This window comes from Pristimantibacillus sp. PTI5 (genome assembly GCF_048572955.1).
In the GTDB taxonomy this organism is placed as follows: domain Bacteria; phylum Bacillota; class Bacilli; order Paenibacillales; family Paenibacillaceae; genus Pristimantibacillus.
Genome location: NZ_CP183886.1, coordinates 4,866,510 through 4,891,073 on the forward strand (window position 1 = coordinate 4,866,510; position 24,564 = coordinate 4,891,073).

The window sequence follows — 24,564 nt, forward strand, 5'->3', positions numbered from 1 at the left end:
AAAAACCTACTAAAATAGCTAACATTCGATGAATATCAACAAGTATTCTGATGCGAAATGGCTAAACATGTAGTACTATGGAAATAGTTGAATTTTGTAAGATGAAAGCGATGGTGCGCATGCGAAGGTCCGCGTTGGGAATAGCTCTGCTGTTACTTATGGCAATCGGTCTCGGTTTTTGGCTTTATCCGAATTTGAATCACTTCCAAACTCTCCCCTATACTACCGAAAAACCACTCAATTATTTATCGAAAGCATCTGCAGGACCGGATGGAAGCTCCATTGTGATCGGCGACTCCCGCCAAGAAATCGTACGGATTAACAGCGAGGGAGCGATTGAAGAACTTATTCGTCAGGATGCCGGCGCAGGCAGCAGACATGATTTTACCGATATTGCGGTTGCAGATGACGGTACGATCTATGTTCTCGACACGATATTGGACGGCTATGGGCTTTATGTCCAAGAGGAGCGGATCGTCCGCTATCCCAAAGGCGAACCAAGCGGCACGCTCCTATATACCTACAAAGGCAGCGGAACGAATAAGCGCGTTGGCCTGATTAAAGGCCTGCAGGTTGCAGGCGACAGCATCTACTTCTACATAAATGAAGATACAAACGTAAAGCTGCATCGATTGTCCGCGGCAGGGGGCAAGCCAGAGGAGACACTGGCATTCAAGCTGCCTGACGATCGGTACTTATCGGAAATCGTAGGCTATGAGCCGGATCATATCTACTATTCTACGAAACGCGGCGCTATTTTCAGAGTAAAGGCCGATGGAGCAAGTGTTTTATCTTACCCGCTGGAAGGGATGGAGCGCACGCGCAAAAACTTCCCGGAAGGTTTGCTGCTCGGCGAGAATGGCAGGCTCTATTTTATTGACCGTCTCGTGAATGCCGTTACGAGCATGAATGCCATTGATTCCAGCGATATGGTAACGATAATTGACGAGCCGGCCTTGATGGCGGCGGCGCCGAAGGCAGAAAGCCTGGATATAATGGATCTGACGATGGATACAACAGGTCGGATGGAGCTCGTTTTAGGCGACAGCATCGTCAAGCTTGATGGTGAAAAGAGCAGCGCGAGCGTACGGATGAAGCTTTCCTATGATCGCAGCTCCGTTGTAAAAGGATGGTTAACCTGGCTTGCGGCAGCAGCGCTGCTCGTTATTACGCTGTTCCTCGTCCGCCTGTTTTACGTACAGGTGCTGGGTCGCAGAATATCGCTGTTTTTCAAACAGGTATTCGCTATTGTGCCGATTTTGATCATTGCAATGATTTTATTGTCCAATTTCATCTATGACAGCTTCTCCGGCAAAATGGAGGAAGAGATGCAGAGACAGCTGTCACTGCTTGCGCGAAATGGCCAAAATATCATTAACGGCGATCAGCTCAATCGGTTAACGTCGCCCAATGACTATATGAACAAAGACTATCAAACGATTCGCAGCAAAATGAATTTCTTATTTGAAAGCGAGGATCCGGCAAATCGCAAGGGCTTGTACAGCACGCTGTACAAATACGAGAACGGCGAAATTTTCATAATGATGGATGACGATGACGGCGTGAATATGTATAAGCCTTTTCCCGTTAACGAGCTAAATCGTCTCGTCGTCGAAAATGGCGAGGTCGTAACCGACCGCTGGGAGGATGCAACCGGTAAGTGGCTGTATGCGATCGGGCCTATCTACGATTCATCGGGCAAAATCGTCGGCGTCTATGAAACGGGCCGCGATCTGAATGTCCTGTATCAATCCAATCAAACCATATATAAAAGCGTAATACGCAATATTGTACTCATAAGCGTTGTACTGATTATTTTGGTGCTTGCCGTTACGTACTACCTGCTGTCGTCGCTTCGCAAGCTTCGCAAAAGCGTGATGGAGATGGCAAACGGCAATTGGGATGTGCGGGTGAACATACGCTCGCAGGATGAGGTAGGCGATTTAGGCGAGCAGTTTAACCGGATGGCGCTTCATATCCGAACTTATATCAAGGATATCACTTCCTTTAGCGAAGCTTCGCACCGCTTCGTGCCGCAGCAAATTTTCAAATATTTAGGAAAAAAAGGAATTACGGATATCCATCTTGGAGATCAAGTCCAGCAAAATATGACCGTTATGGTAGCGAATATCCGCTCGTTTCACCAGCTCTCGAAGCAGCTGTCGCCCAAGCAAAACTTTGATTTCATGAACGCGTTCCTCAAACGCTTCAGTCCTTTCGTTCGAACGGAAGAGGGGCTGATCAGCAAATATTTGGGCGCTGGCTTTATGGCGCTGTTCCCGGCACGGAACGAAGATGCGCTGCGCGCCGCCGTTTCCATACGCCGTGAGCTCGTTTCCTATAACGAGAGCTTAAAGGCTTCGGGCTTCGCTCCCGTGGATCTCGGAATGGCCATTCATAAGGGACCGCTTATGCTAGGCATTGTCGGCGAGGAGCAGCGGATGGAGGGCAACGTTATCTCGGATGACGTGAACATTACCGCAACCTTAGAACGCATGTCGGATACAATGGGCGCATCGATTCTGGTAACGCGTACGTTCTATGACCAGCTTCGCGCGCCGGAGCGCTTCCGCTTCCGCCAGCTCGGCCGGATCCGGATCGAAGGCAAGGATGAGCCAATCGAGCTGATCGATGTATACGAGGGAGATTCGGATGCGGAGCGGAACTTAAAGGACCGTACGAAAACGATGTTCGAGAAGGGGATCGTGCTTTGCCAAGAGGGGCGCTTCTTCGATGCAAGGGAGACCTTTATCGAAGTCATCAAAATCAATCGTTTTGACAAAGCGGCTAAGCTTTATTTCTATCTTTGTGACGAATATTACCAGAAGGGTTCAACAGAGGGCTGGAATGGAACGCTCGCTGTATAACCGTGAAGAGCGGGGAGGCAGGATGAATGCTGGTGGGACAGTTTAAAATTGACCGCGTATCCACGACAGTTGAAGCAGAGGAGATCGTGAAGTTTTTATTATCGGATTATTCATTTGACGATACGCGGTATACCCCGGGCGAGCTGGTACATTTCCGCGAGCTTCCTTACCGTGCGCTAAAGAATGAGCTATCCTTCTGGTATGCCAAGGACGAGCAAGGAAAGATCGTGGGCATCAACTGCGTCGCTGAAAACGAGCAAAAAACAGGCGGGTACAGCTGGGATTATCTTGTTGTGCATCATGATTACCGCAAGGCAGGCGTGGCCGCCATGCTTATTGAACAAATGTATGTTTTTTTAAAGGAGATACAGGCAAGATATTTGGTAACCTATACCTGCGATTTGCCCGAGTATGACCGGATACGGCAATTATTTGAAAAAAGCGGATTTACGCTGGTCGGAAGATGCCCGGATTATTACTACGAAGGGGAAGACCGATTAATCTATCACCGAAAGCTGGTTTAAAGAGAAATGAAAATAGATAGCATATTGCGTGCAATGGGTGCCCGTCCAGAGGATCAGCGTAAGCTGCTTATGATGGCGCCTGTTTTTTTTATTTGCGGCATAGCGGAAATGCTTAATTATAACGGCTTCATGACATTGTTCAACCAAAGGTTCGGAAGCGAATACCTGCCTTACGTCTATGCGGCAGAGGCGTTTATTTTGCCGCTCGAGGCATGGCTCTTGTCCTGGCTTGCCGCTAGATTGCCAAAGCCGAAGCTGATGCGCGTCTTATATGGGCTCTTACTCGGAATCGTGCTTGTCAATGCCGGCGTTTTGCTCGTTATGGAAAGCTTCGGCCTCGAGGCGAGAGCCTATTATCCGGTTCTATTTATTGCCTCCAGCTTCGTCGTAAGGCAGCAGACCCTTCTGCTGTGGAGCCTGGCTGTCGATTTATGCTCGACACAGCAGGCCAAGCGGCTGGTGCCGGTATTCGTTGGCTCGGCAACGCTTGGCGGGGTAGCGGCAGGCTTGCTTGCGCAACTGATCAGCCTTGCTTTCGGCCCAGAGGTTGTTTATGCCGCCGGAGGTTTGCTGCTGCTGGCAGCCTTGCCGAATTACCGCAAAGTGATTACCCGCTACTTGGTTCCATTATCGATTAAGGTTGAAGCGAGTGGACAGGAAGAGGAACAGGTATCTACGGGGGCCGTGTTTAAGCATGCGCTGAGGTCGCCGTTTTTGCTCACGGTTATCCTGTTGATGACGCTTATGCCAGCTCTTTATTTCCTGATGGAATACGAATTTCTGAACGTAACCAAAATGTCGTTCCCTAGTGAACAGGCATTCAGCCGGTTTTTTGGGATGGTTACGATGGTGCTGTTTGTGCTTGCGTTTTTGCTGCAAACCGTATCCGGCAGGTTGATGGCCCGGCTTGGAGCAAGCCAGATGCTAACGGCGATCTCGGGCGTGTACGTTCTTTCATTTGCTGGAGCTTTGTTTTTTGTCGGCGGGTCGGCCGCGCTGCCGATTATTTCGATCGGGTACATGCTGCTGTACTTGCTGCTGTATTACTCCGCGGAGCCGTCCTACCAGCTTTTCTTCAAGACGCTTCCGCTCGCGCAGCGCGACAGCTACCGCTATGCGGCGCAAGGAATTGCGGCGTCCGCGGGCATTTTAATCGGCGCGGGCCTGCAGTTCTTGCATTCGGGTCTCGGTATGTCTTGGACAGCCTTATCGTTTGTCGGTTTGGGAGGAGCAGCTCTGCTGTTCGTGCTCTCTTGGTTAGGCAGAAGGTTCTATATGCGGGAGCTCGTGAGCAGCGTACAGACGATCGGCGAACAGGATTTGGATTTGTCCGAGCAGTTCGATGAATTTAGCCGGAACGAGGCTGCAATTGCAGAGGTTAGGAGCATGCTGAAGCTGCCGCTCGATTCGGCCAAAGAGATTGCTTTGCAAATTATCGGAAGGCTGCAAAATCCAAGCGATGTTCCAGATCTGCTGGAGCTTATCGACGACCCCAATCCGCGCATTCGCGTTGCAGCGGTTAGAGCCATGAATTTGGAGAGCGCGGATTTGCATGAGATGGTAAAGGTAGCGGCATTTTTGGAAGACCCGGATGACGAGATGCGCGCCGAGGGCGTAAGACAGATTGGCAGAATGAAGCATATGGAGCATCAGGCGTTCTACTTTTTGCGGCAAAAGCTGCTTGACCGGCATCCAAGCGTCGTCGCCGAAGCAGTCAAAGCGATGTACTCCTTCAACAATGCGCCAAGCTACGAGGCTTGCGCAGAGGTCATTGACCGCATCTTGGATGAGGGGGGAGAATCAGCGGTTTATATTTGCCGGGTGATTGCGGAGCTGGAGCTGCATGCGTTCGTACCAAAGGTTGAGAGACTTGCGGATGAATCGCATCCGGCTGCCAGAGTAGCCGCTATCGCTTGCCTCGGCAAGCTGCGGGTTATAACGATTATCCCGAGGCTGCTCGAGAAGCTTCCGATGATGGACCAGGAAATGTTCCGTACGGCCACAGAAAGCTTCGTTCAAATGGGCGAAGACGCCATACCTTTGCTATTTGGAAGTTTGCCGGATTCGCCGCCGAAGCGATGGACTTCTGCCGTAACTGCGCTGTCGGCGCTTCTCCCGGAGGAACAGGCCCGAACCGTATTAACCGACGAGGCGCTGAAGCGGCTAAGTGAGCTTGAAGCAGCCTCCGGCTATTCGTTATCGCTTAAGCAACTTGGCCATTCGGAGCTAGCCGAGCTTGCATTGCGGCGCTGGCGGGAAGTGCGGACCTTTATTATGGACGGCGTATGGGCAGTCTTATCGAACCTTGCGGATGAACAGGTTGCTGACGCGATTAGGCGTGCTGCCGCAGATGAGGATGAAGAAATCCGCAGCAATGCCTGGGAAGTGCTAGCCGAGGGCCTGGGAGAGCGGCGTTTATCGCAATATTTGCTTACCGTGCTGGAACGCGGCGAAGAAGGCAAGCCTGTGGATACCGATGAGGATGCTTATGCCATCCTGAAGGCGGCCTTGCAAGGAAATGACGATTGGTGGCGGGAGATTGCAGCAGCGGCGTTAATAGAGGAGGGAAAGTCAATGGGAAGCGACCATCAGATCATGAGCCGGCTAAATAAGGTTATCTTTCTTAGGCAGGTTCCCTACTTTGCTGACTTATCGCTTGAGGAATTAGGGTTAATTGCGAATATTGCCGAGGAATACAGTTGCCCGGACGGGGAGAATCTGCTAGAGCGTGGCGAGCCGAATCCGGCGATGTACGTCATCGTTGACGGCAATATAGAGCTCACGAGCATTTCGGCCGCGGGATGGGAAGGCACGATCGGCGTATTGGGGACGGGTGATGTGTGCGGCGTTACATCCGCGCTCGACAGCACCTCATCCACGGTTACGGCTCAAGCCTTGCTCGGCGATGTAAAGGTGCTGAAGCTGCTGGGCGAAAACGTATCCAGGCTCATCCGTCTATACCCGGAGATTGGGATAGGCTTGCTGCGCGCCTCGTTTGCCCGCATCCGGTTGCTTGAGGAAATGATGATGCGCATTGACTCATAAGGAAACAGCCATATTGTAAAAGAGCGCCCATTGGGCGCTCTTCCAGGCTGTCGAGAAAGTCTCGACAGTCTTCTTTTTGTTTAATTAATTTAACACGACACCGCGTTAATACAGTATAATTATAGTAATTAAAACGAACGGATGGTGTCGTGATGCTGCGTACTAATCGAGATAAGCAACAAAATTACGAATTGGTTTCCATTGAGGAGCTAGTGCCCTCTGATCATATGCTTCGCAAGATCGATAAGCACATCGATTTCACCTTTATCGATGAGAAGGTTCGCCATCTTTATTCGCAGGATAACGGTCGTCCAGCTATTGACCCGCTTGTTCTCTTCAAAATGATCTTTCTAGGCTATTTCTATGGCATACGTTCCGAACGCCAACTTGAACGTGAAGTTCAGACTAATTTGGCTTATCGTTGGTTTTTAGGACTTGGGCTAACCGATCGCGTTCCAGACCACACCACGATCAGTTGGAATCGTCGTACGCGTTTTAAGGATACCTCTGTCTTCCAGGACATCTTTGATGAGATCGTGCTGCAAGCCATCTCTCACCGTATGATTGGCGGCCGTGTGTTGGTATCCGACTCCACGCACGTGAAAGCGAATGCGAATAAAAACAAATATACAAAAGAGCAGGTTCAGCAGAACACAAGGGATTATTTGGATGAACTGAACTCGGCAATTGAAACCGACCGTAAAGCGCAAGGAAAAAAGCTCTAAAACCACGAGAGGAGGTGAACGAAGACAAGGAAGTGAAGGTCAGTACAACAGACCCGGACAGCGGATATATGTTTCGGGAAGGCAAGCCGGAAGGCTTCTTTTATCTGGACCATCGTACCGTCGATGTGAAGTGCAACCTCATTACTGATGTTTTCGTAACCGCAGGAAATGTTCACGATTCCGTGCCGTACCTCTCTCGATTAGATCGTCAGCGTAAACGTTTTGGTTTTGCAGTTGAAGCAGTCGCACTTGATTCTGGTTATATGACGACCCCGATTTGCAAGGGACTTGAAGACCGCAACATTTATGGTGTTATTGCGCACCGCAGATTTCAACCGACACAAGGGTTATATCCCAAATGGAAATTTACATATGATGCCGAACGGAACTTGTATATTTGTCCCCAGCAACAAAAATTGCCTTACCGAACGACAGACCGACACGGATACCGACACTATGCTTCGGATCCGAAGATCTGTGCAGCATGTCCCATGCTAGAAAAGTGTACGCGCTCACGTAACAAACGTAAGATCGTCACCCGGCACATCTGGGAGGACAGTAAAGAGCAAGTACGATTAAACCGCTTAAGCAAGTCGGGCAAAAGATTGTACCGAAAACGAAAAGAAACGATTGAGCGAAGCTTCGCGGATGCTAAACAGCTCCACGGGTTTCGCTATTGCCGGTTGCGCGGGTTAAACAACGTAATGGAACAAGCGTTGATGACCGCCGCCGTGCAGAACATGAAGAAGATCGCCCTCCACTTGGAACGGAGGGCGTGAGAGGTTTAAACCCTCTGTTTCTCACGAAAAGAGAAGATAAAAAACAAAAGAGAAACCCGTCGTTTTGAAAAAACGTGGGTTTCTCTACAAGCTGAAAGAGCGCCCATTGGGCGCTCTTCCTTTTTATAGAGATACAACAACGATCCATTCTAAGGAAGACAATAACAACGCCAAGCAGCAAATCCGGTTTACCGGTTTTTGAAAGCCGTCTAGAGACGAACGCTATCCTTTATGAGTGAAGTTACACTTCACACTTGCTCGAGAGCCGCTGTATTTCCGAATACGGGAGATGCGCCATGAGGGGATGCCGCCCAGTGAACCGCGTTAGCAATGACCCGAATGATTTGTTTATGGTAGTAAGTAGGGTGCGTTTCATGGCCGGGCTGGAAATAAAAAATTTTTCCCTGCCTGCGATAGAAAGTGCATCCGCTTCGGAATACTTCTCCGCCTTGAAACCAGCCGATGAAAATGAGCTCATCCGGTGCCGGAATATCAAAAAATTCGCCGTACATTTCCTCTTCTTGCAGCTCGATATATTCGCCAAGCCCTGCAGTAATCGGATGAGCAGGATTAACAACCCATAAGCGCTCTCTCTCTTTCGCCTCCCGCCATTTAAGCTGGCAGGTCGTTCCCATCAGCTTACCAAACAGCTTGGAGAAATGACCCGAATGCAGCACGATAAGTCCCATTCCGCCTAATACCTTATGATAAACGCGCTCGACGACCTCATCGCTAACCTGCGTATGAGCGTGGTGTCCCCACCAAATCAAGACGTCTGTATGGTTTAATACTTCTGGTGTTAGGCCATGCTCCGGCTGTTCTAATACAGCCGTATGAATATAAAAGCCGTATGGCGCTAATCCTTCGGCGATCGCGCAATGAATGCCGTTTGGGTATACGGCGGCTACCTCCGGGTTCACCTTTTCCGCGATATATTCATTCCAGACTGTCACGCGTATGGCCCTTTTCTCATGGTACGCTTTTCCGCCGATCAATGCTTTGATCATAAGCCCGTCTCCTTGCTGTATTGCATGTTTCTTCTATTGTATGTTTTCCGTTTATTTGGGTGATTACCTGTCACCCTACTGCCGCAACCGAGTCCTTGGCATCAGACAGGTACAACGAAACATAATATGGAATAAAAGATAGAAGAGGAAGTGGATGCTTTGAGGCTTTATGTCGCTGGCAAGGATGACACTTTCGCAACCATTGCCAAGCACTATCGTCTGGATACCGAACTGCTTCATGCGGCCAATCCGGAGCTGCCTGTCCATAATTCAAACCTTTCGGGCTCCGTGATACGTATCCCTGTCGCGGACTCGCCGCTTGCCCTTAGCACGCTTTTCTCCTGCCCGCCCGTAGATCCTATGCCATTTCTGGATCAATGGATTCCTCTCACCTCTCTCGCCGATATGGCTGAGACCGAATATGATGTTCTTATTATCGGTTCAGGCATGGGCGGCGGCGCCGCTTTATGGCGATTATGCGAGCAGTGGATGAATGCTGGCAAACGAATCGCCGTTGTCGAAAAGGGAGGGCTTCTTCTACAAACGCATAGCTGGAATGTTCCGACTTTAAATAATGACCGTGCCGGCCGGCTTTTTGCTAACCCTGCCGTCTCTGTTCCGATTGGTAGAACGCTGCCTTCCTTCTCAGGCGCTAGGGAGCTGTATGCACTTGGCGGCAGAACGCAATTCTGGGGTTTGGTCAGTCCGCGGCTCCAAAGATTTGATATGAAGGACTGGCCTGTATCGTATGAGGAAATGACGAAGTATTATAATATTGCCGAGGAAGTAATGAATGTATCGAACGCATACAGCAAAGATTCTTCCCTCACGAGTGAATTATTGCATCGACTATGGCAAAGCGGCTTCCCCGAGGCAGCAGGAAGTCCCATGGCCGTTGACGTTGATCCTACCAAATATGGAGAGATTCATTCTGCCGCTGCGTTTAGCTCCATTCAGTTTTTCGCAAAAGCGCTGAATTTGGCGCCCTTTGACTTGGCGGTGAATGCCAACGCTACGAGGATTGTGACGCAGGAGGGCAAAGTCGCCGGTGTCGAGGTCAGCAATCCGTTTAAACAATCCTATTTTTTAAAAGCCAAAACCGTTATTGTCGGTACAAGCGCGCTGCAAGCGCCCAGACTGCTTCTGCATTCCGGAATTCCCGGCCGGGCGATTGGACATTACCTCGCTAACCATTCGTTTGTCGTAACGAATGGGCTCATTCGGACACCAGCTGTTACGGAAGTATTAGGAACGCTTGCGATCCTGGTTCCATCGACAGCTGAACGTCCTTATCAGGTTCAAATTCAAGGCCCTGGTCCGTACTATTGGTATCACGATACCCCGAAGGAGCTGCATGAGGAGTGGGGGATGAATTTCTTTGGCGGGTTTGGCACCGTGGAATCAAGATTCGAAAATCAGGTTTACCTCGATCCCGCTCGGCGAGACGAATACGGCGTACCTCAGATCGGCGTCAGCTTTGCGTACAGCCCTAAGGACAAAGACATTATCGAGCAAATAAAAGCGGATATTCCTCGGATTGCTCAAGCCGCCGGCATACAGTTAACTGGCCAAAGCGGCAAGCCTGACCTATGCTTACTCGCACCGGGTGCCGATTATCATGAATTCGGCACATGCCGCATGGGCACTGATCCGCTCACGTCCGCCACTGACCGGTATGGCCAAATCCACGGCATTTCCGGCCTGTATGTCGCAGGAAACAGCGTATTGCCTCACATTGGTGCCGCAAATCCTTCACTCACCGCTGCTGCGATGGCTATTCGAACGGCAGATTACATTGTGCAAAATACTGATATCCCGCAAGGTTCGCAGGGGAGTGCCGATTGAATGAAAATTTAGAAATTATGGTGTCGGTAATCCATTCGGAACATAGTAAGGAGGAATTTTAATCCAGCCGCGTTTACGCATTAACGTTTTTAATGAAGCGCCAAACTTCAATTTCTCTGCTTGGAATTTAACGAACATCATACCCACATCATTGCGGACAGACTGCACGGCACCTGCTGCGCACATCATGTAATTGGCAACAAGTTTAATGGATAGGGCATTTGCGATTTCATCGTCAGTCAGCTTTACGCCCATGGGTACTGAATTGGGTTCTGAATTTGGTTTTTTTTCAGATACCGGGGGCAGAGTCACGCCTTCCAGCAGCATAAAATCCCTTAGTACTTTTGATTGTGCTTTTGCTAATTCCATTGATGCCTGGAGCGCGCCTAACAGTTCATTGTCCGTCGTTGTGTTTATTCCGATCTGGACATTCGCTATTTCTTCCTCCAGCATGGTCAAGTATGTCCAGCAAGTCATTGCTTCTCCTATATGCAGGGGGGGCTTCGGTTCATTATCTATCAATGTTTTCATTACATCGGCAACTGCTTCGAATACGCTTGACAATTTCACACCGTCCTTCGTTTTTGAATAGTGTGCAAAAATATTTCATCATTTATACAGCGTTAGATTGATTCGAAATGCAAGGTTTGCGGTTGCAACGCTGCATCAGATTGCATATAATATAGATTATTGTTTCATATTCGCAGTAAAGCGATGATGGAGAAGAGTAAGCAGTGCTTTCGCACAGGGAGAAGACGCCGTAGATTGAGAGCGTCTTTGTGATTATAGGCTGCTGAAGATTCACTCCGGAGCAGACGCCTGAAACGCCACAGCGGCTTGCCGCGCGGCGCAAGTAGGGAAAGTCCGGTTCCCGCCGTTATGGGGCTAAGGGATTGTAATCCGCCGCCGACAGGCAAGCGATGACCATTGATGGGTATTCGCAAAGGCAGGAGCGCAATCCGAATTAGGGTGGTACCACGGTTCTTTCGTCCCTTTAGGGAGAGAGGGCCTTTTTTTGTGTAAATATAAGAATTTATAAGTTTGTTAGCTTATAAAGTGCTTATATTTCTCCGCGAAACGATAGCTAAGCCTCCTAAGTATGGCTTTAGCCGTTTACGCTTGCATGAATTAGGTATGATGATATGGAGGCGAAGAAGAATGAGGGAAAGATTGGAAGGACTGCGCGGCGAAGCGCTGCAGGAGCTGCAGCAAGTGGCTACACCCCAGCAGCTTAATGATTTGCGCGTAAAGTATTTAGGTAAAAAAGGGGCTTTGACTGAAATTTTGCGCGGGATGGGCGGTCTAAGCGCCGAAGAGCGTCCGGTGATCGGCCAGGTTGCGAACGATGTCCGTGCAGCTATTGAATCGGTTATCGACGAGAAGCAGAATGCATTCCAACAAGCTGAGACGAATAACCGTCTTCTAGCGGAGACGCTAGACGTGACGCTTCCGGGCAAACAGCTGCCGACAGGCTCCGTGCATCCGCTTAACAAGGTAGCGCAGGAGATCGAGGATGTGTTTATCGGTCTAGGCTACACCATTGCGGAGGGACCAGAGGTCGAAGAGGATTATTATAACTTCGAAGCTTTGAACTTGCCCAAGAACCATCCGGCGCGCGATATGCAGGATTCGTTTTACGTAACGGACGACATTCTGATGCGTACGCATACATCGCCGGTTCAAGTACGTACCATGAAGGCGATGAACGGCCAAACACCGGTCAAGGTCATTTGCCCGGGCAAAGTTTACCGCCGCGATGATGACGATGCGACGCATTCTTTCCAGTTCAATCAAATCGAAGGTCTTGTGATCGGCAAAAACATTCGGATGAGCGATCTGAAAGGCACGCTGCTGCAATTCGTGCAGCAAATGTTTGGCGCGCAAGCGCAAATCAGGCTTCGTCCAAGCTTCTTCCCGTTCACGGAGCCAAGCGCGGAGGTTGACGTTACCTGCGTGCAATGCGCAGGCAAAGGCTGCCGCATGTGCAAGCATACGGGCTGGCTCGAAATTCTCGGCTGCGGCATGGTTCATCCGCGCGTGCTTGAAATGGGCGGCTATGACCCAGAGGAAGTCAGCGGATTCGCCTTCGGTATGGGCGTTGAGCGTATCGCCTTATTGAAATACGGCATTGACGATATTCGTCATTTCTATACGAACGATCTGCGGTTCTTAGGACAATTCGCAAGAATGTAGCATTGAGAGAAGGGAAGAAGAGAGATGAATGTATCCTATAAATGGTTAAACGAATATATCGACCTTTCCGGCTTTACGGGGGAAGAGCTTGCGGAGAAAATGACGCGCGGCGGCATTGAAATCGACGTCGTTGAATCCCGCAACAAAGGCGTAAACGGCGTTGTTGTCGGTTATGTGAAATCGAAGGAAAAGCATCCCGACGCCGACAAGCTGAATGTGTGCAAAGTTGACGTTGGTACGGGAGAAGAACTGCAAATCGTATGCGGAGCCAAAAATGTCGACGCGGGACAGCTTGTTCCCGTTGCCGTTATCGGTGCGGTATTGCCAGGCGATTTCAAGATCAAGCGCGCAAAGCTGCGCGGCGTGGAATCCCAAGGGATGATTTGCTCGGCGAAGGAGCTAGGCTTGAACGAGAAGCTTCTGCCTAAGGATCAGCAAGAGGGTATCCTCGTTCTTCCGGCAGCTACGAAGATTGGGACGCCAATCGGCGAAGTGCTGGGAATCGACGACGAGGTGCTTGAGCTGGATTTGACGCCTAACCGTTCGGATTGCCTCAGCATGCTCGGCGTGGCTTATGAGATTGGTGCTTTAACCGGCCGCGAGGTTCGGCTGCCAAACACTAACATTAATCATACAACCGTGCGCGCGGACAGCCTTGTGTCGGTAAGCATCAGCGCGCCGGAGCATTGCTCGCACTATTCGGCTCGTTATATTAAAGGCGTGAAAATCGGCGAATCCCCATTGTGGCTGCAAAACCGTTTGATCGCCGCAGGCATTCGCCCAATCAGCAACGTCGTCGACGTTACGAACTTCGTCATGCTCGAATACGGCCAGCCGCTGCATGCTTTTGACGCGGACCGCCTGCCAGGCGGACGCATTGATGTACGGCTTGCGAAAGCCGGCGAAACCCTCGTAACGCTGGACGACCAAGAACGCAAGCTCGAGCCGCATATGCTCGTGATTACCGATGGCCAGCAGCCGATTGCGCTAGCGGGCGTAATGGGCGGCGCAAGCACGGAGGTGACGGGAGAAACGGTCAATATTTTGCTCGAGTCGGCGAAATTCGATGGCGGTACCGTACGGAAGACGTCACGCCAGCTTGGCCTGCGCTCGGAGTCAAGCATTCGCTTCGAGAAAGAGGTTGACCCGGCAAGAGTAATCCCTGCACTTGACCGTGCGGCAGCGCTTATCGCTGAGCTTGCGCAAGGCTTAGTCGCGGAAGGCATTGTCGAGGTTGCTTCAGCAGAGGCGAAGCCGGCCAAGGTCGCGGTATCGCTGGACAAAATAAACGGCTATCTCGGAACGGAGCTCTCGAGGCTGGAGGTTCAAACGATTTTTGGGCGCCTGCACTTTGAATACGAGCTGTCTGACGGCAACGTGTTCACCGTGAACGTGCCGACGCGCCGCGGCGACATTACGCGCGCGGTTGATCTCATCGAGGAAGTCGCTCGTTTACACGGCTACGATGAGATTCCGACGACACTCATCCATGGGGATGTCGTGCCAGGCTCCTTGACGAAGCCGCAGGCCATCCGCCGCGAGCTGCGTAAACGCTTGTCGGATGCCGGGATGCACGAAGTCGTCAGCTATTCCTTCACGGGACCGGAGCGGACGAAGCTGTTCCCTGCACTGGCCGAGCATGCGAATCCCGTTCGTCTTGCCATGCCGATGAGCGAAGATCGGAGCGTACTGCGCACGACGCTGATCGCACAGCTGCTTGAAACGGCGTCCTATAACCGCAACCGCAAAAATGAATCAGCGGCTCTATTTGAAATCGGCAGCGTATTCCATACCGATGAAGAGCAGCTGACTCGCCTTCCGCAAGAGAAGCACCGTTTTGCGGCTCTCCTGACCGGCAACCGTTCGGAGGCGCAGTGGAACGCAAAAGCGGCGCAGGTGGATTTCTACGACGCGAAGGGGATTTTGGAAACGGTGTTTGCCGTCCTCGGATTAACGGCGAGCGTGTCTTACGAAGCGGCGCAGCCAGAGCATTTCCATCCTGGCCGTACGGCTGCCGTTCTGCTTCATACGCCAAAAGGCAATGAAGTCATCGGCTACGTGGGACAACTGCATCCGGCGCTCCAGCTGGAGGCGGATCTTGCGGACACGTACGTGCTTGAGATCGGCTTGGACTTGGTTTACGATTTTGCCGATTCCGACATCGAGTATAAAGTGCTTCCGCGTTATCCGGCAATGCAGCGGGATATCGCTGTCGTTGTTGATCAAGAGGTTGCGGCTGCCAAGCTGACAGGCGTTGCTTGGGATATTGCAGGCGAGCTGCTGGAGTCGGTACGCGTCTTCGACGTATACACCGGAGAGAAGCTCGGAGCAAGCAAGAAGAGCGTCGCGCTGTCGCTTGTATACCGCCATGGAGAGCGTACTTTGACAGATGAAGAGGTAACGGAGCTGCATGGAAAGGTTGTTTTACAATTAGAACAATCTTTTGCGGCTGAATTACGCAAATAGGCAGGAAACCTTCAAAGCCGCATCGAAATAGTTCCTAGTGAGCTATCGATGCGGCTTTTTTCCTTTTAAATATGAGGCATACATCATTTTGCAATGATCCATATGCCTATATTTCACCGCGAAATGAAAGCAGCTCCTTTACATGGATGACGACAGCCGTCTACGCTTGCTCTACTTGTACAATAGGAGGATTCGCCTTAATGGATGCTGAAAATACGGTTGTTACGGTTGATATATATGGAGTTCAATATAAATTAAAAGGCCATTCCAATGTGGAATATATGAAAAGGGTTGCGGCAGCAATCGACGAAAGCATGAAAAAGCTGGCCAAGGGCTATCCGCGTCTCGATATGCCGAAGCTGGCAGTGCTATCCGCCGTACAAATAACGGAGGAAGTTTTTAGGCTAAGACGCGATAATGCGAGACTGCTGGAGGAGGAAGCTAAGCTGAACCTCCTGATTAGGGAGCTGGAGCAGGTCGGCGAACAGGCTGTTACGCTGCAGGCAGAATTGGCAGAGACGAAGCGGATGGCGAGCGAACAGCTGCAGAAGGCCAAAGCGGCGGCTGAAGCCGAGCTGGCGGAGATGCTGTCCCTTGCCGCCGAGCAGGCGGCTGCCGAGCAAGCTGCCGCTGCGGAAGCCATGAAGGCGCAGGAGGAAACGATTGTCCGGCTAACGGAGGAAAACGCGGAGCGGCTTGCAGCGCTGCGGGCCAAGAAGGACGAACAGCTGGCACAGATCCAGTCCAAGAAGGATTCCGAGCTGAATGAGCTGAAGCGAGTGCTTGAAGCCCAGCTGGCTGAGCTTCGCAGCTCAAAGGATACGGAGCTGGCGGAGCTGCAAAACCATAAGGAAATCGAGCTTGCAGAACTGCAAAAACAGTGGGCAGCCGAACTCTCGGAGCTGAAAGAGGCCAAAGAAAATCTGCAGCTGGAGCTTGAACTTGAGAAGGAGATACAGCTATCGGAGCTCGAAAGCGTGAAAGCGAATGAGCTGGCTGCGCTTAGACAGGATAAGGACGAGCAGTTGAAAGCATTGATGCAGGAGCATGAAGCCTTGCTTTTAACCATCAAGGAGGAAAAAGAGTCAGAGTTTACCGAGCTGGCGGGCAGCTGGCAGAGCAAGTGGGATGAGCGGGAGCTAAGCTGGCTTGCCCATGCCGAGAGCTCGCAATTGGAGCTTGCCCGCCAAAGCGAGGAGCGGGAGCAGAACTGGAAGGCTGAAGCAGCAAAAGCGGAGCAGGTTTTCCGTGCCGACCTGGAGCGCCGCAGAAACGGCTGGTTAGAGGAGCGCAGCAGGCTGCAAGCGCAAATTGCGGAGATTCAGCAAGGCTGGGCGGCGGATAAGCAAACGCTCGAGCATCGGATTACTGAAGCGGAAGAGCAGCTTGTTCAGGCTATGGAGCAGGAGGAAGCCTCAAGAACCTCGTTTGCTCAGCTGGAGAACAGCTTAAACGAGAAAGAAAGCGAAGTACAGCTCGTTCAAACCGAGCTGAACGAAACGATACGCCAGATTCAGGAGCTGCAGGAGAATAGGAGCGAAGCTGCCGCACAGATCCAAGAGCTGGAGCAAAAGCTTGCCCATGAGCGCAGCCACGTGTCCGCAGCGGACAAACGGGCTACGGATCTGCAGCAGCGGCTGAAAGAAGCGCTGGACAGGGAACAGCAGCAGGGCATGACGCTGCTTCAGCTGGAGGAGCTGCAAAAGCAGCAGGAGGAGCAGCAGCTGCAGCTTGAGCTAGAGCTTGAAGAGAAGGAGCTTACGGAGCAGCGGCAAAGGGATGAGTTCCAAGCTAAACTGCGTACAGAGCTGGAGCAGCAGCGGGATATGCTGCACGAGGAGCATGAGCAGCAATTAAAAGTGCTTGAAGAAGAGAAGCGCGAGCTAATTAATAAGCTGCGTCAGGAGCATGAAGCACAGCTGAGGGTCGTAGAAGCAGAAAACGACGAGCTGTTTAAACAACTGACCGCGGAAAGCAATGAGCGATATGACCAGCTGGCAGCCGAAAGAGATGCCCGCTTAGAGGCACTAGCTGCCGAGCATGAGGAACAAAAGAAGCAGCTGGCTAGCCAATATGAAGAGCAGCTGCTTGAGCAGGCCGTGCAATACGAAGAACAAAACAAGCAGCTCGTGCACGACTATGAGGCGCAAATCAGTCAGAAAGCGGCTGAACGTGAAGAGCATGAAAGAAAGCTTGCCGACGCGCATGAAGAACAGCTGCTCGAACAAGCCGTACTGCTTGAAGAGCAGAATAAACAGCTTGCTAGGCAGTATGAAGAAAAAGCGCAGCGTAAAGCAGAAGAGGCTGAAGCGCAGTCTAAGCAGCTTGTCCAGCACTTCGAGGAGCAGCTTCTCGAGCAGGCGCTTCAGTACGAAGAGCAGAACAAGCAGCTTGCCCGCGAGTATGAGGAGCAGAACAGACAGCTCGCCCGCGAGTATGAGGAGCAATTGGAGCAGAAAGCTGCTGAACACGAAGCTCGCAGCAAGCAGCTGGTAAATCAATACGAGGAGCAGCTTCTCGAGCAGGCGGACCAGTATGAGGAGCAGAACAAGCAGCTCGCCAGTGAGTACGAGGAGAAGTCCAAAGCTTTTGCCGTTCAGGAGGCAGCCCGTTCCGAACAGCTGGTCGATGAGTACGAGGAGCGTTACATTGCGCTTGCGGCTAAGCAGGAAGATGAGCGGAGGCAGATGGAGGAAGAGCGCGAGGAGCGTCTTCAGCAATTGGCGTCCGAGCATGACGAGTTGGTGAAGCAGCTGTCGGCGAATCAAGAGGAGCTGCTTCTGCAGCAGAAGCATGATTATGAGACGATGATTCAGAAGCTGCAAGCGCAGCTCGACAAAATCGAACAAATTGCGGCTTCCGCCGCGGATGGCGAGCAAACCTACAAGGCAGAGCTGGAGAAGCTTACGGCTCGGGAACAGGAACTGACCGAGCAGCTGGAATGGACGGCAGCCCGCGAGCGAATTGCGGTGCAGCAGCTGGAAGCGGCAGCGGGCCGCGAACGGGAGCTGAGCATACAGCTGAAGGAACAACAGGAGTTCGCGGAGCTGACAGCGGCTGAAGCCAGCCGCTTGGAGCAAGAGAAGAAATTGCGCGATTCAGAGGAAAGCTTGATGCGCGAGCGGCTTGAGCAAGCGATGCAGGAAGCGGCGGCTGCCTCCGAGCTGAAGGAAGAGCTTAGCGAGCATGCTTCCAGACTCGCTCAAGAGCGGGAAGAGTCAGCGCGCAGGGCAGAACAGCTTGCGAATGAACGTGACGAGGCTGCGAGCGCGCTGGAGTCGCTCGTCTATGAGCGGGATGAAGCGGCACGCTCCGCGGAGAAGCTGGCGGAGGATCACGCTGATTTAATGGAGCAGCATCACAAGCTGAAGAACGAGTACTCGAAGCTGCAAACCGAATACAATGAATGGATTGAGCTGATCGAGCACAGCTAGCTTATCCGGAATAATAAAAAACCGCTGTAACCAGCAGGGCAAACGCCTGGCAGGTTACAGCGGTTTTTTTGTGCATGGTTATGCCGGGCGTCATATCAGCCGTAGGAAACGATTGTTCCTGTAGGGCCGCCCGAAGGCAGGCTGGCCAATCGGATCAGGTCCGGCGTTACAATGGCCGGATCTTTGCCGGTGGCATGCATTTCGGTGCGAAGCGTTCCCGGGTTATACAGGTTCGCAAGTATGCCATGTTCATATTCCTCGTCTGCGAGCGTGCGCGTTAACGATTCAAGTCCGGCCTTGGCTGCGCTGTAAGCGGCATAGCCGCCTGCGCCGTTCCAGGACAGTCCGGAAGTTATATTAATGATCCGGCCATATTTTGCTTTGCGCATGGCTGGAAGCGCTGATTTCGTCAGCAAAAAAGGCCCCGTTAAATTGGTGGCAATTTGATTTTGCCATTCATCCGAAGATAACTCCATCACCGTGCCGGATTCAAACACGGCTGCGTTATTCAATATAATATCGATTTTTCCAAAATGCGCGATAACCGCCGCAATGGCTTCCTGCACCTGCTGCTCCTCGGCAACATCCGTCTGCAAAACCAGGGCATCCCTTCCTGTCCTTGCTTTGATAAGCGAAGCGGTTTCCTCAAGCTTGGAGAGGCGTCTCCCGAGAACCGCGACATCCGCGCCTGCCGCCGCAAAAGAGATCGATGCTGCGCGCCCCAAACCCGTTCCGGCTCCGCTTATAATGGCGACTCGATTTTGCAGGGTACCCATCACCATTCCTCCATTCGCAGTTCTTTTGTGAATATCTTATCAGAGGCGGAACGGTTGGGGAAGAGAAATAGCTATCAGACTTTTTTTGTTCAAAAGCAAAAAAATATTATATTTCGGAAGCCGGTCAACTGACAAAATGAGGTAAAATCTAAAATTACTGCACCAAAAGGTAAAAACAAAGTACACCGTATACAATCGTATAATAAATTTGGGTCAAGATGAAAACGTTTGCAAAATGAGAGCAGAAAGGGAGCGAAAAAATGAACCAAACAACCCAGCGAAAATGGGGAAAAAAAATGATGTCCTTGGTGCTTGCGGGGGTACTGGCCACGGGCATAACAGCAAATGCAGCGCCGCTCGTACATGCGGCAGAAAGCATCGCGTTCAAAACGCAAAGCGGAGGAGTCTTTGACGGCATGCCGTTGTTCGACGGCAATCCGGAGCATTTGGACGCTTACGTGGACACTTATTTTGAATATACCGGGCTCGAGGGTCCAGCCGTTTATGTGACAGGTTCACGCAACCATTACACGCTTACACAGGGGCCGAATGCAGGCAAGGTCATTCCAGGCGCATTGGCGGCTGCGGATAATGTCCAGGGCGTTTCAACCGATTTCCCCGCATTGGTCGGCATGGGACAAACCTGGAATAAGGAGCTTCTTACGGATATCGGCAAGGTAATGGGAAATGAAAAAATAAGCCTGCTGAAGGTAAAGCAAGGCGAGTCGAATATCCATGGCGGCGCTAATGCATCGGCGACTGTCGCGTTTACGGTGGTCAGCGATATGCGGATCAACCCTTTAAGCGGACGTTTTGACGAAGGTTATTCGGAAGATCCATATATGGCTGGCACCTTGATCGATAATATGGCGTCCGGTCTAAGCGGCATTGACCAAGCGGTGAGCGAGGACGGATTCTGGATGCGCGCGGCAGTAGGAACCAAGCATTATTCCGTATACAATGCGCAGTGGTTCCGCGAAAGCTCGAGCAACAGCGCGGGTGCAAGGTCCATGTTCGAATACCAGACAAGAAGTCCGCTGAAGGGCTTGGCATCCGGTTCCATAGCGGGGGTCATGACTTCATTCGGACGGACGAACGGCATTCCGAATATTCTATCCCCGCTGCAGCTCCATGCGAATGATTTTTCCAAATACGGCGTCTACAGCTCGCCAGACTTTAACGGGGATGCCCATGTTTCGAATGCGGGCTATCTTAGCAACGGCTATGATACGAATTATGCCGTCGACCGCACGCATGCGACCGTATTGATGGCGCTGGCCGAAGCAAATGCGGGACGGCCGTCAGGCACGACGCCTGCGGATGTGCCGGACCTGGTTGCGCTTGTGAATAAAGGAGAGTATGGCATCACCGCCGAGGATCTGATCACGGCAGCCAGGCCGCATGTCAACCAGATGGTTCGTGTCGGCATCTTTAATGAGACAGATGAAAACGGCATTCCTAAATTTTATCCGTTTGCCCAGGATGCCAAGGATGTGCGTACGGCAGCGGCAGCAACCTACAGCGTGCCGGAGCATCAGGAGGTTGCGCTGCAAGCTGCGCAAGAAAGCATTGTTTTGCTGAAAAATGACGGTGTCCTGCCTTTGGCGAAAAATAAAAATGCGGCTGTTGCCGGCGTTTATGCGGATGCAAGATTTAAAACGACCTATTCGGTAGGCACGACGCCAGCCCTTCCGGAATCAGGCATCTCGCCGCTGCTCGCAATGATTAACGCAAATGGGGCAAATCACGTCTCTTACGATTCAGCAGGCAAAGTGATAGCGCTCACCGCGATGAGCAATAATCAAACGGTTACGGCTAATGTCTATGATCCTGCTGTTATTGCAGGCGGAGCTCAGCTTGTAACAACCGAGGATCCGCTCAATCCAGCCGACACGTCCCAGCTGTTCCAAGTGTTCGATTGGGGGCAGGAGGGCTACAGCCTGCTTTCGCTTAAAAACAATCGATGGGTGACTTCTCCAACGGCGAATAATGCTGCCGTTGGCAATACAGACGCAACAAGATTAAATTTAACCAACAACGATTGGGATTTAGCGGCGATGCTCGGCAACACGAGCGCGATTCCGCCAAGGCTCCGCATCGAGACAAACGCAGACCAAACCCTGTCGCTGATTGCGAATGGCTATAGAAGCGGGTTTTCGGGCGATTTTACCAACTGGTATTATGCGAACGGGCGTCTGATCACTACGGGAGCGGATGCCAAGCTGAAGACAGCTGCAGCGCCGCTTGGGAATGTCTCGAATGCAGCCATTCGAGGCGCAGACGTGAAATTTAAAGAAACGGTAGTGAAGGAAGTCGGCCAGGATACCGTGGCAAGAGCGGCGATCGACGACTATGCCGTTGTATTCGTTGGCGCGGTTCCGCGTCATAGCGCCGGAGAAGGGAATGACCGCTCCAGCTTGTATATGGGCGATGCCGATTACGAGCTTGTGGACAAGGTTTCCGCTGCCTTCGCCGCACAAGGCAAGAAGACCATTGTCGTTGTCAAAAGCAGCTTCCCGGTCGGGCTGGAGGACATTCAAAACAACCCGAATGTTTCGGCAATCGTGTATCAGCCATACGGAGGGCAGTATGATTCTTATGCGCTGACAAAGGTGCTTTACGGCGATTATGCGCCGACGGGCCGACTGACGTCGACCTGGTATGCCGACATGAGCGCGTTCCCGGCGATTAACAAATATGTCATTCCCGAAGGAAACAAGACGGCCTCGCTGGCTACGATTGATCCGAGATTTACGTTAGATATGACGAATGCCGATCCGATAGAGTCCGAGCTGACGTATATGTATACGAATGCGCCGATTACGTATCCGTTTGGCTACGGGCTCTCTTACAGCAGCTTCTCTTACAGCGATTTTACGGCGCCTGAGAGCGCAAGCGGGAATGAGCCGTTTACCGTTTCCGTAAAAGTGAAAAATGAAGGCTCCGTCAATACGTCGGAAGTCGTTCAGCTATATATTAAAAATAACGAATCGGGTTATGGCGATTCCGCTCCCAAGCAGCAGCTGGTCGGGTTCGAGAAAATCGCTCTGGCAGCCGGAGAGACCAAGACGGTTACCCTCTCGGTTGATGCCAATGACTTTGGCATTTGGGATGTCAACCAGAATCGCTTTATTGTAGAAAATGGCGCTTATACCTTGATGGCGGGTTCTTCCTCCAAGGATATTCGCGCAGAAAAGACCATTCAAATCAATGGCGATGCCATCGCTGATTTGCAAGTCTACAAGCCGTTTAACGTGTTTGACCATGCGTTTGCTTCCCATGAAGTCATCTATCACGAGGTGTCCAAAGAACGCACCGCGCAAAATCTGAAAGCGAAAAAAGTAGTCGGCGGATACTATGCGGTGAGATCCAAACAGAATGGTTCCTATGCGGCGATACCGAATGTGGATTTGACAGGCACAAAAAGCGTTAAGGCTTCGGTTGCCTCCGATGCTGCGGGCGGAATCATTACCCTGCATGCGGATTCCCCAAGCAGCGCGCCTATCGCGATGATCGAGGTTCCGGCGACGCAGCCTAAGTCCTACACCATCGCCAATGCTTCCGTTCCGGTTACGGAGCTGGCCTATGTCGATGTTCAAGCAGATTTAAGCAATACGGCCCTTCAGGGCAAGCATGATCTATATGTCGTGTTCAAAGCGGCTGATCTCCGTATCGACAGCTTGGCGTTCGAGAGCGAATCGGCAATCAGCACTGCCAGCCAGCTTATTGCTGGCCAAGCAAACCCAGTCGCGGTCATTAAGACCGATAGCGCTGCTTTTGCGGCTGCTGCAGCCGATATCGATAACTGGAGTTTTGATTCGACTACAAGCGGCTTGACGCTGGCAGCCATCACTATTGATGAAACAAGCAAGCTGGCAGCGCTGCAATTCAGCGGGACCGCACAAGCCGCTTCAATTGCCATCATAGCGAAGTCAGCCGCCTTTGACGGCAATGTAACGGACAGCAACAAGCTGACCCTTAACATTACCTCGGCTTCTTCAGGAGGAGGAGGTACGACCGGCACGGAATCGCCAGCCGTTTCGGTTACGGCAGCGAGTGCAGCAGATGCAGCAAAAGTGAAAAAAATCAAGGCTGAAGGCGTAACGTTGTCCGGGGCGCCTGTGGGGATCGAAATAGGCAAATTGAACGGATCTTATGCCACGGCGACCGTTACGATCGAAAAAGAAGCCGGCAAAAAGGTTACAACCCTGGCTTTGGTTGCCGATGACGGAACATTGACGCCTGTTCCAAGCCAAATTACGACAGACGCGAGCGGAAAAACGGTCATAAAAGCGCTTGTTTCCTTGAGCGGCACCTATGCAGCCGTCTCCTCTGAGCGTAAATTTACGGACGTGGCAGCACATGCATGGTATGCAGACGAGATAGCCAAGGCGAACAGCCTGCTGCTGGTCAACGGCGTTACGCCATCGAAAATGCAGCCGGGAGCGCCTACAACGAAAGCGCAAACGCTGATGGTCGCGCTTAGTGTGCTCGGCTTGTCTCCCGAGAAAAACGCAGCAGATGCGAAATGGTATGATTCGGTCGTGAGAGCTGCCGGCCAGCATGGGCTGGTAAGCTATTCAACGTTAACGGCCGATACGCCAATGTCCCGTGAAGGAATGGCTGCGGTACTGGCTAACGCCCTTCGTTATGCCGGGGTAGACATTACGCTTAGCGAGACGGAAGTAAGCGGACTGCTTCAAGGCTTCACGGATGCGGCCGGCATTTCCGCAGAGAACCGTACGGCGATGGCGGTGTCCATTAAATACGGTATTTTCAAAGGAACGCCGGCGCAGCAATTGCAGCCTTCAGGCACGATTACGCGCGCTGAACTTGCAGCTGTCGCCCTCCGAACGCATAGCGTTGTCGTTGGCCTTATTTCTTAAATAAAGGAACAAAAAAC

At 51.7% G+C, this 24,564-nt stretch carries 12 protein-coding genes; 9 read left to right on the forward strand and 3 right to left on the reverse strand.

What is annotated here, in order from left to right:
- Positions 1 to 134 precede the first annotated feature (134 nt).
- From ACN6MW_RS21775 to ACN6MW_RS21790, 4 genes are all read left to right on the forward strand, one after another.
- Positions 135 to 2,867 (forward strand): adenylate/guanylate cyclase domain-containing protein, encoded by a 2,733-nt coding sequence (locus tag ACN6MW_RS21775; RefSeq protein WP_419872033.1) that lies wholly within the window; start codon positions 135 to 137, stop codon positions 2,865 to 2,867.
- A 26-nt stretch (positions 2,868 to 2,893) separates the two neighbouring features.
- The gene (locus ACN6MW_RS21780; protein ID WP_419872034.1) at positions 2,894 to 3,391 is read left to right on the forward strand and encodes a GNAT family N-acetyltransferase; all 498 of its coding nucleotides are present in this window, start codon (positions 2,894 to 2,896) and stop codon (positions 3,389 to 3,391) included.
- Between the two features lie 6 nt (positions 3,392 to 3,397).
- On the forward strand, positions 3,398 to 6,436 hold the full coding sequence (locus ACN6MW_RS21785; RefSeq protein WP_419872035.1) for an Npt1/Npt2 family nucleotide transporter: 3,039 nt from the start codon (positions 3,398 to 3,400) through the stop codon (positions 6,434 to 6,436).
- A gap of 152 nt (positions 6,437 to 6,588) precedes the next feature.
- Positions 6,589 to 7,940 (forward strand): IS1182 family transposase gene (locus ACN6MW_RS21790; protein ID WP_419871355.1). Its coding sequence is split into 2 segments (ribosomal slippage): positions 6,589 to 7,156 and positions 7,156 to 7,940, totalling 1,353 coding nucleotides; the frame shifts between segments, so codons are not numbered across the junction.
- Positions 7,941 to 8,188: 248 nt separating this feature from the next.
- On the opposite strand, the gene ACN6MW_RS21795 is transcribed toward ACN6MW_RS21790, so the two are convergent.
- Positions 8,189 to 8,947 carry a ThuA domain-containing protein gene (locus ACN6MW_RS21795; protein WP_419872036.1) on the reverse strand — a complete coding sequence of 253 codons (759 nt, stop codon included), beginning with the start codon at positions 8,945 to 8,947 and terminating at the stop codon, positions 8,189 to 8,191.
- Between the two features lie 159 nt (positions 8,948 to 9,106).
- Between ACN6MW_RS21795 and ACN6MW_RS21800 the strand changes: the two genes are divergently transcribed.
- Positions 9,107 to 10,792, forward strand: a complete 1,686-nt coding sequence (locus ACN6MW_RS21800) for a GMC oxidoreductase (RefSeq protein ID WP_419872037.1) — start codon at positions 9,107 to 9,109, stop codon at positions 10,790 to 10,792.
- 15 nt (positions 10,793 to 10,807) lie between these two features.
- Here the strand turns inward: ACN6MW_RS21800 and ACN6MW_RS21805 are convergent, their stop codons facing one another.
- Positions 10,808 to 11,356: a DUF3231 family protein gene (locus tag ACN6MW_RS21805; RefSeq protein ID WP_419872038.1), complete on the reverse strand. Its 549-nt coding sequence runs from the start codon at positions 11,354 to 11,356 to the stop codon at positions 10,808 to 10,810.
- A 594-nt stretch (positions 11,357 to 11,950) separates the two neighbouring features.
- Here ACN6MW_RS21805 and pheS point away from each other — a divergent pair.
- From pheS to ACN6MW_RS21820, 3 genes are all read left to right on the forward strand, one after another.
- On the forward strand, positions 11,951 to 12,985 hold the full coding sequence (pheS, locus tag ACN6MW_RS21810) for a phenylalanine--tRNA ligase subunit alpha (protein WP_419872039.1): 1,035 nt from the start codon (positions 11,951 to 11,953) through the stop codon (positions 12,983 to 12,985).
- A 24-nt stretch (positions 12,986 to 13,009) separates the two neighbouring features.
- The gene (gene pheT, locus ACN6MW_RS21815) at positions 13,010 to 15,451 is read left to right on the forward strand and encodes a phenylalanine--tRNA ligase subunit beta (RefSeq protein WP_419872040.1); all 2,442 of its coding nucleotides are present in this window, start codon (positions 13,010 to 13,012) and stop codon (positions 15,449 to 15,451) included.
- Between the two features lie 200 nt (positions 15,452 to 15,651).
- On the forward strand, positions 15,652 to 18,885 hold the full coding sequence (locus ACN6MW_RS21820; RefSeq protein ID WP_419872041.1) for a hypothetical protein: 3,234 nt from the start codon (positions 15,652 to 15,654) through the stop codon (positions 18,883 to 18,885).
- A 95-nt stretch (positions 18,886 to 18,980) separates the two neighbouring features.
- On the opposite strand, the gene ACN6MW_RS21825 is transcribed toward ACN6MW_RS21820, so the two are convergent.
- On the reverse strand, positions 18,981 to 19,661 hold the full coding sequence (locus tag ACN6MW_RS21825; RefSeq protein ID WP_419872042.1) for an SDR family NAD(P)-dependent oxidoreductase: 681 nt from the start codon (positions 19,659 to 19,661) through the stop codon (positions 18,981 to 18,983).
- Positions 19,662 to 19,921: 260 nt separating this feature from the next.
- On the opposite strand from ACN6MW_RS21825, the gene ACN6MW_RS21830 reads away from it, so the two are divergent.
- Positions 19,922 to 24,547, forward strand: coding sequence for a glycoside hydrolase family 3 C-terminal domain-containing protein (locus tag ACN6MW_RS21830; RefSeq protein WP_419872043.1), 4,626 nt, complete (start codon positions 19,922 to 19,924; stop codon positions 24,545 to 24,547).
- The last annotated feature ends 17 nt before the right edge of the window (positions 24,548 to 24,564 follow it).

Bases quoted from the DNA above. Each gene is read 5' to 3' on its own strand.
- ACN6MW_RS21780 (WP_419872034.1), top strand. From the start codon at position 2,894: ATGCTGGTGGGACAGTTTAAAATTGACCGCGTATCCACGACAGTTGAA.
- ACN6MW_RS21785 (WP_419872035.1), top strand. From the start codon at position 3,398: ATGAAAATAGATAGCATATTGCGTGCAATGGGTGCCCGTCCAGAGGAT.
- ACN6MW_RS21795 (WP_419872036.1), bottom strand. From the start codon at position 8,947: ATGATCAAAGCATTGATCGGCGGAAAAGCGTACCATGAGAAAAGGGCC.
- pheS (WP_419872039.1), top strand. From the start codon at position 11,951: ATGAGGGAAAGATTGGAAGGACTGCGCGGCGAAGCGCTGCAGGAGCTG.
- pheT (WP_419872040.1), top strand. From the start codon at position 13,010: ATGAATGTATCCTATAAATGGTTAAACGAATATATCGACCTTTCCGGC.
- ACN6MW_RS21820 (WP_419872041.1), top strand. From the start codon at position 15,652: ATGGATGCTGAAAATACGGTTGTTACGGTTGATATATATGGAGTTCAA.
- ACN6MW_RS21825 (WP_419872042.1), bottom strand. From the start codon at position 19,661: ATGGGTACCCTGCAAAATCGAGTCGCCATTATAAGCGGAGCCGGAACG.
- ACN6MW_RS21830 (WP_419872043.1), top strand. From the start codon at position 19,922: ATGAACCAAACAACCCAGCGAAAATGGGGAAAAAAAATGATGTCCTTG.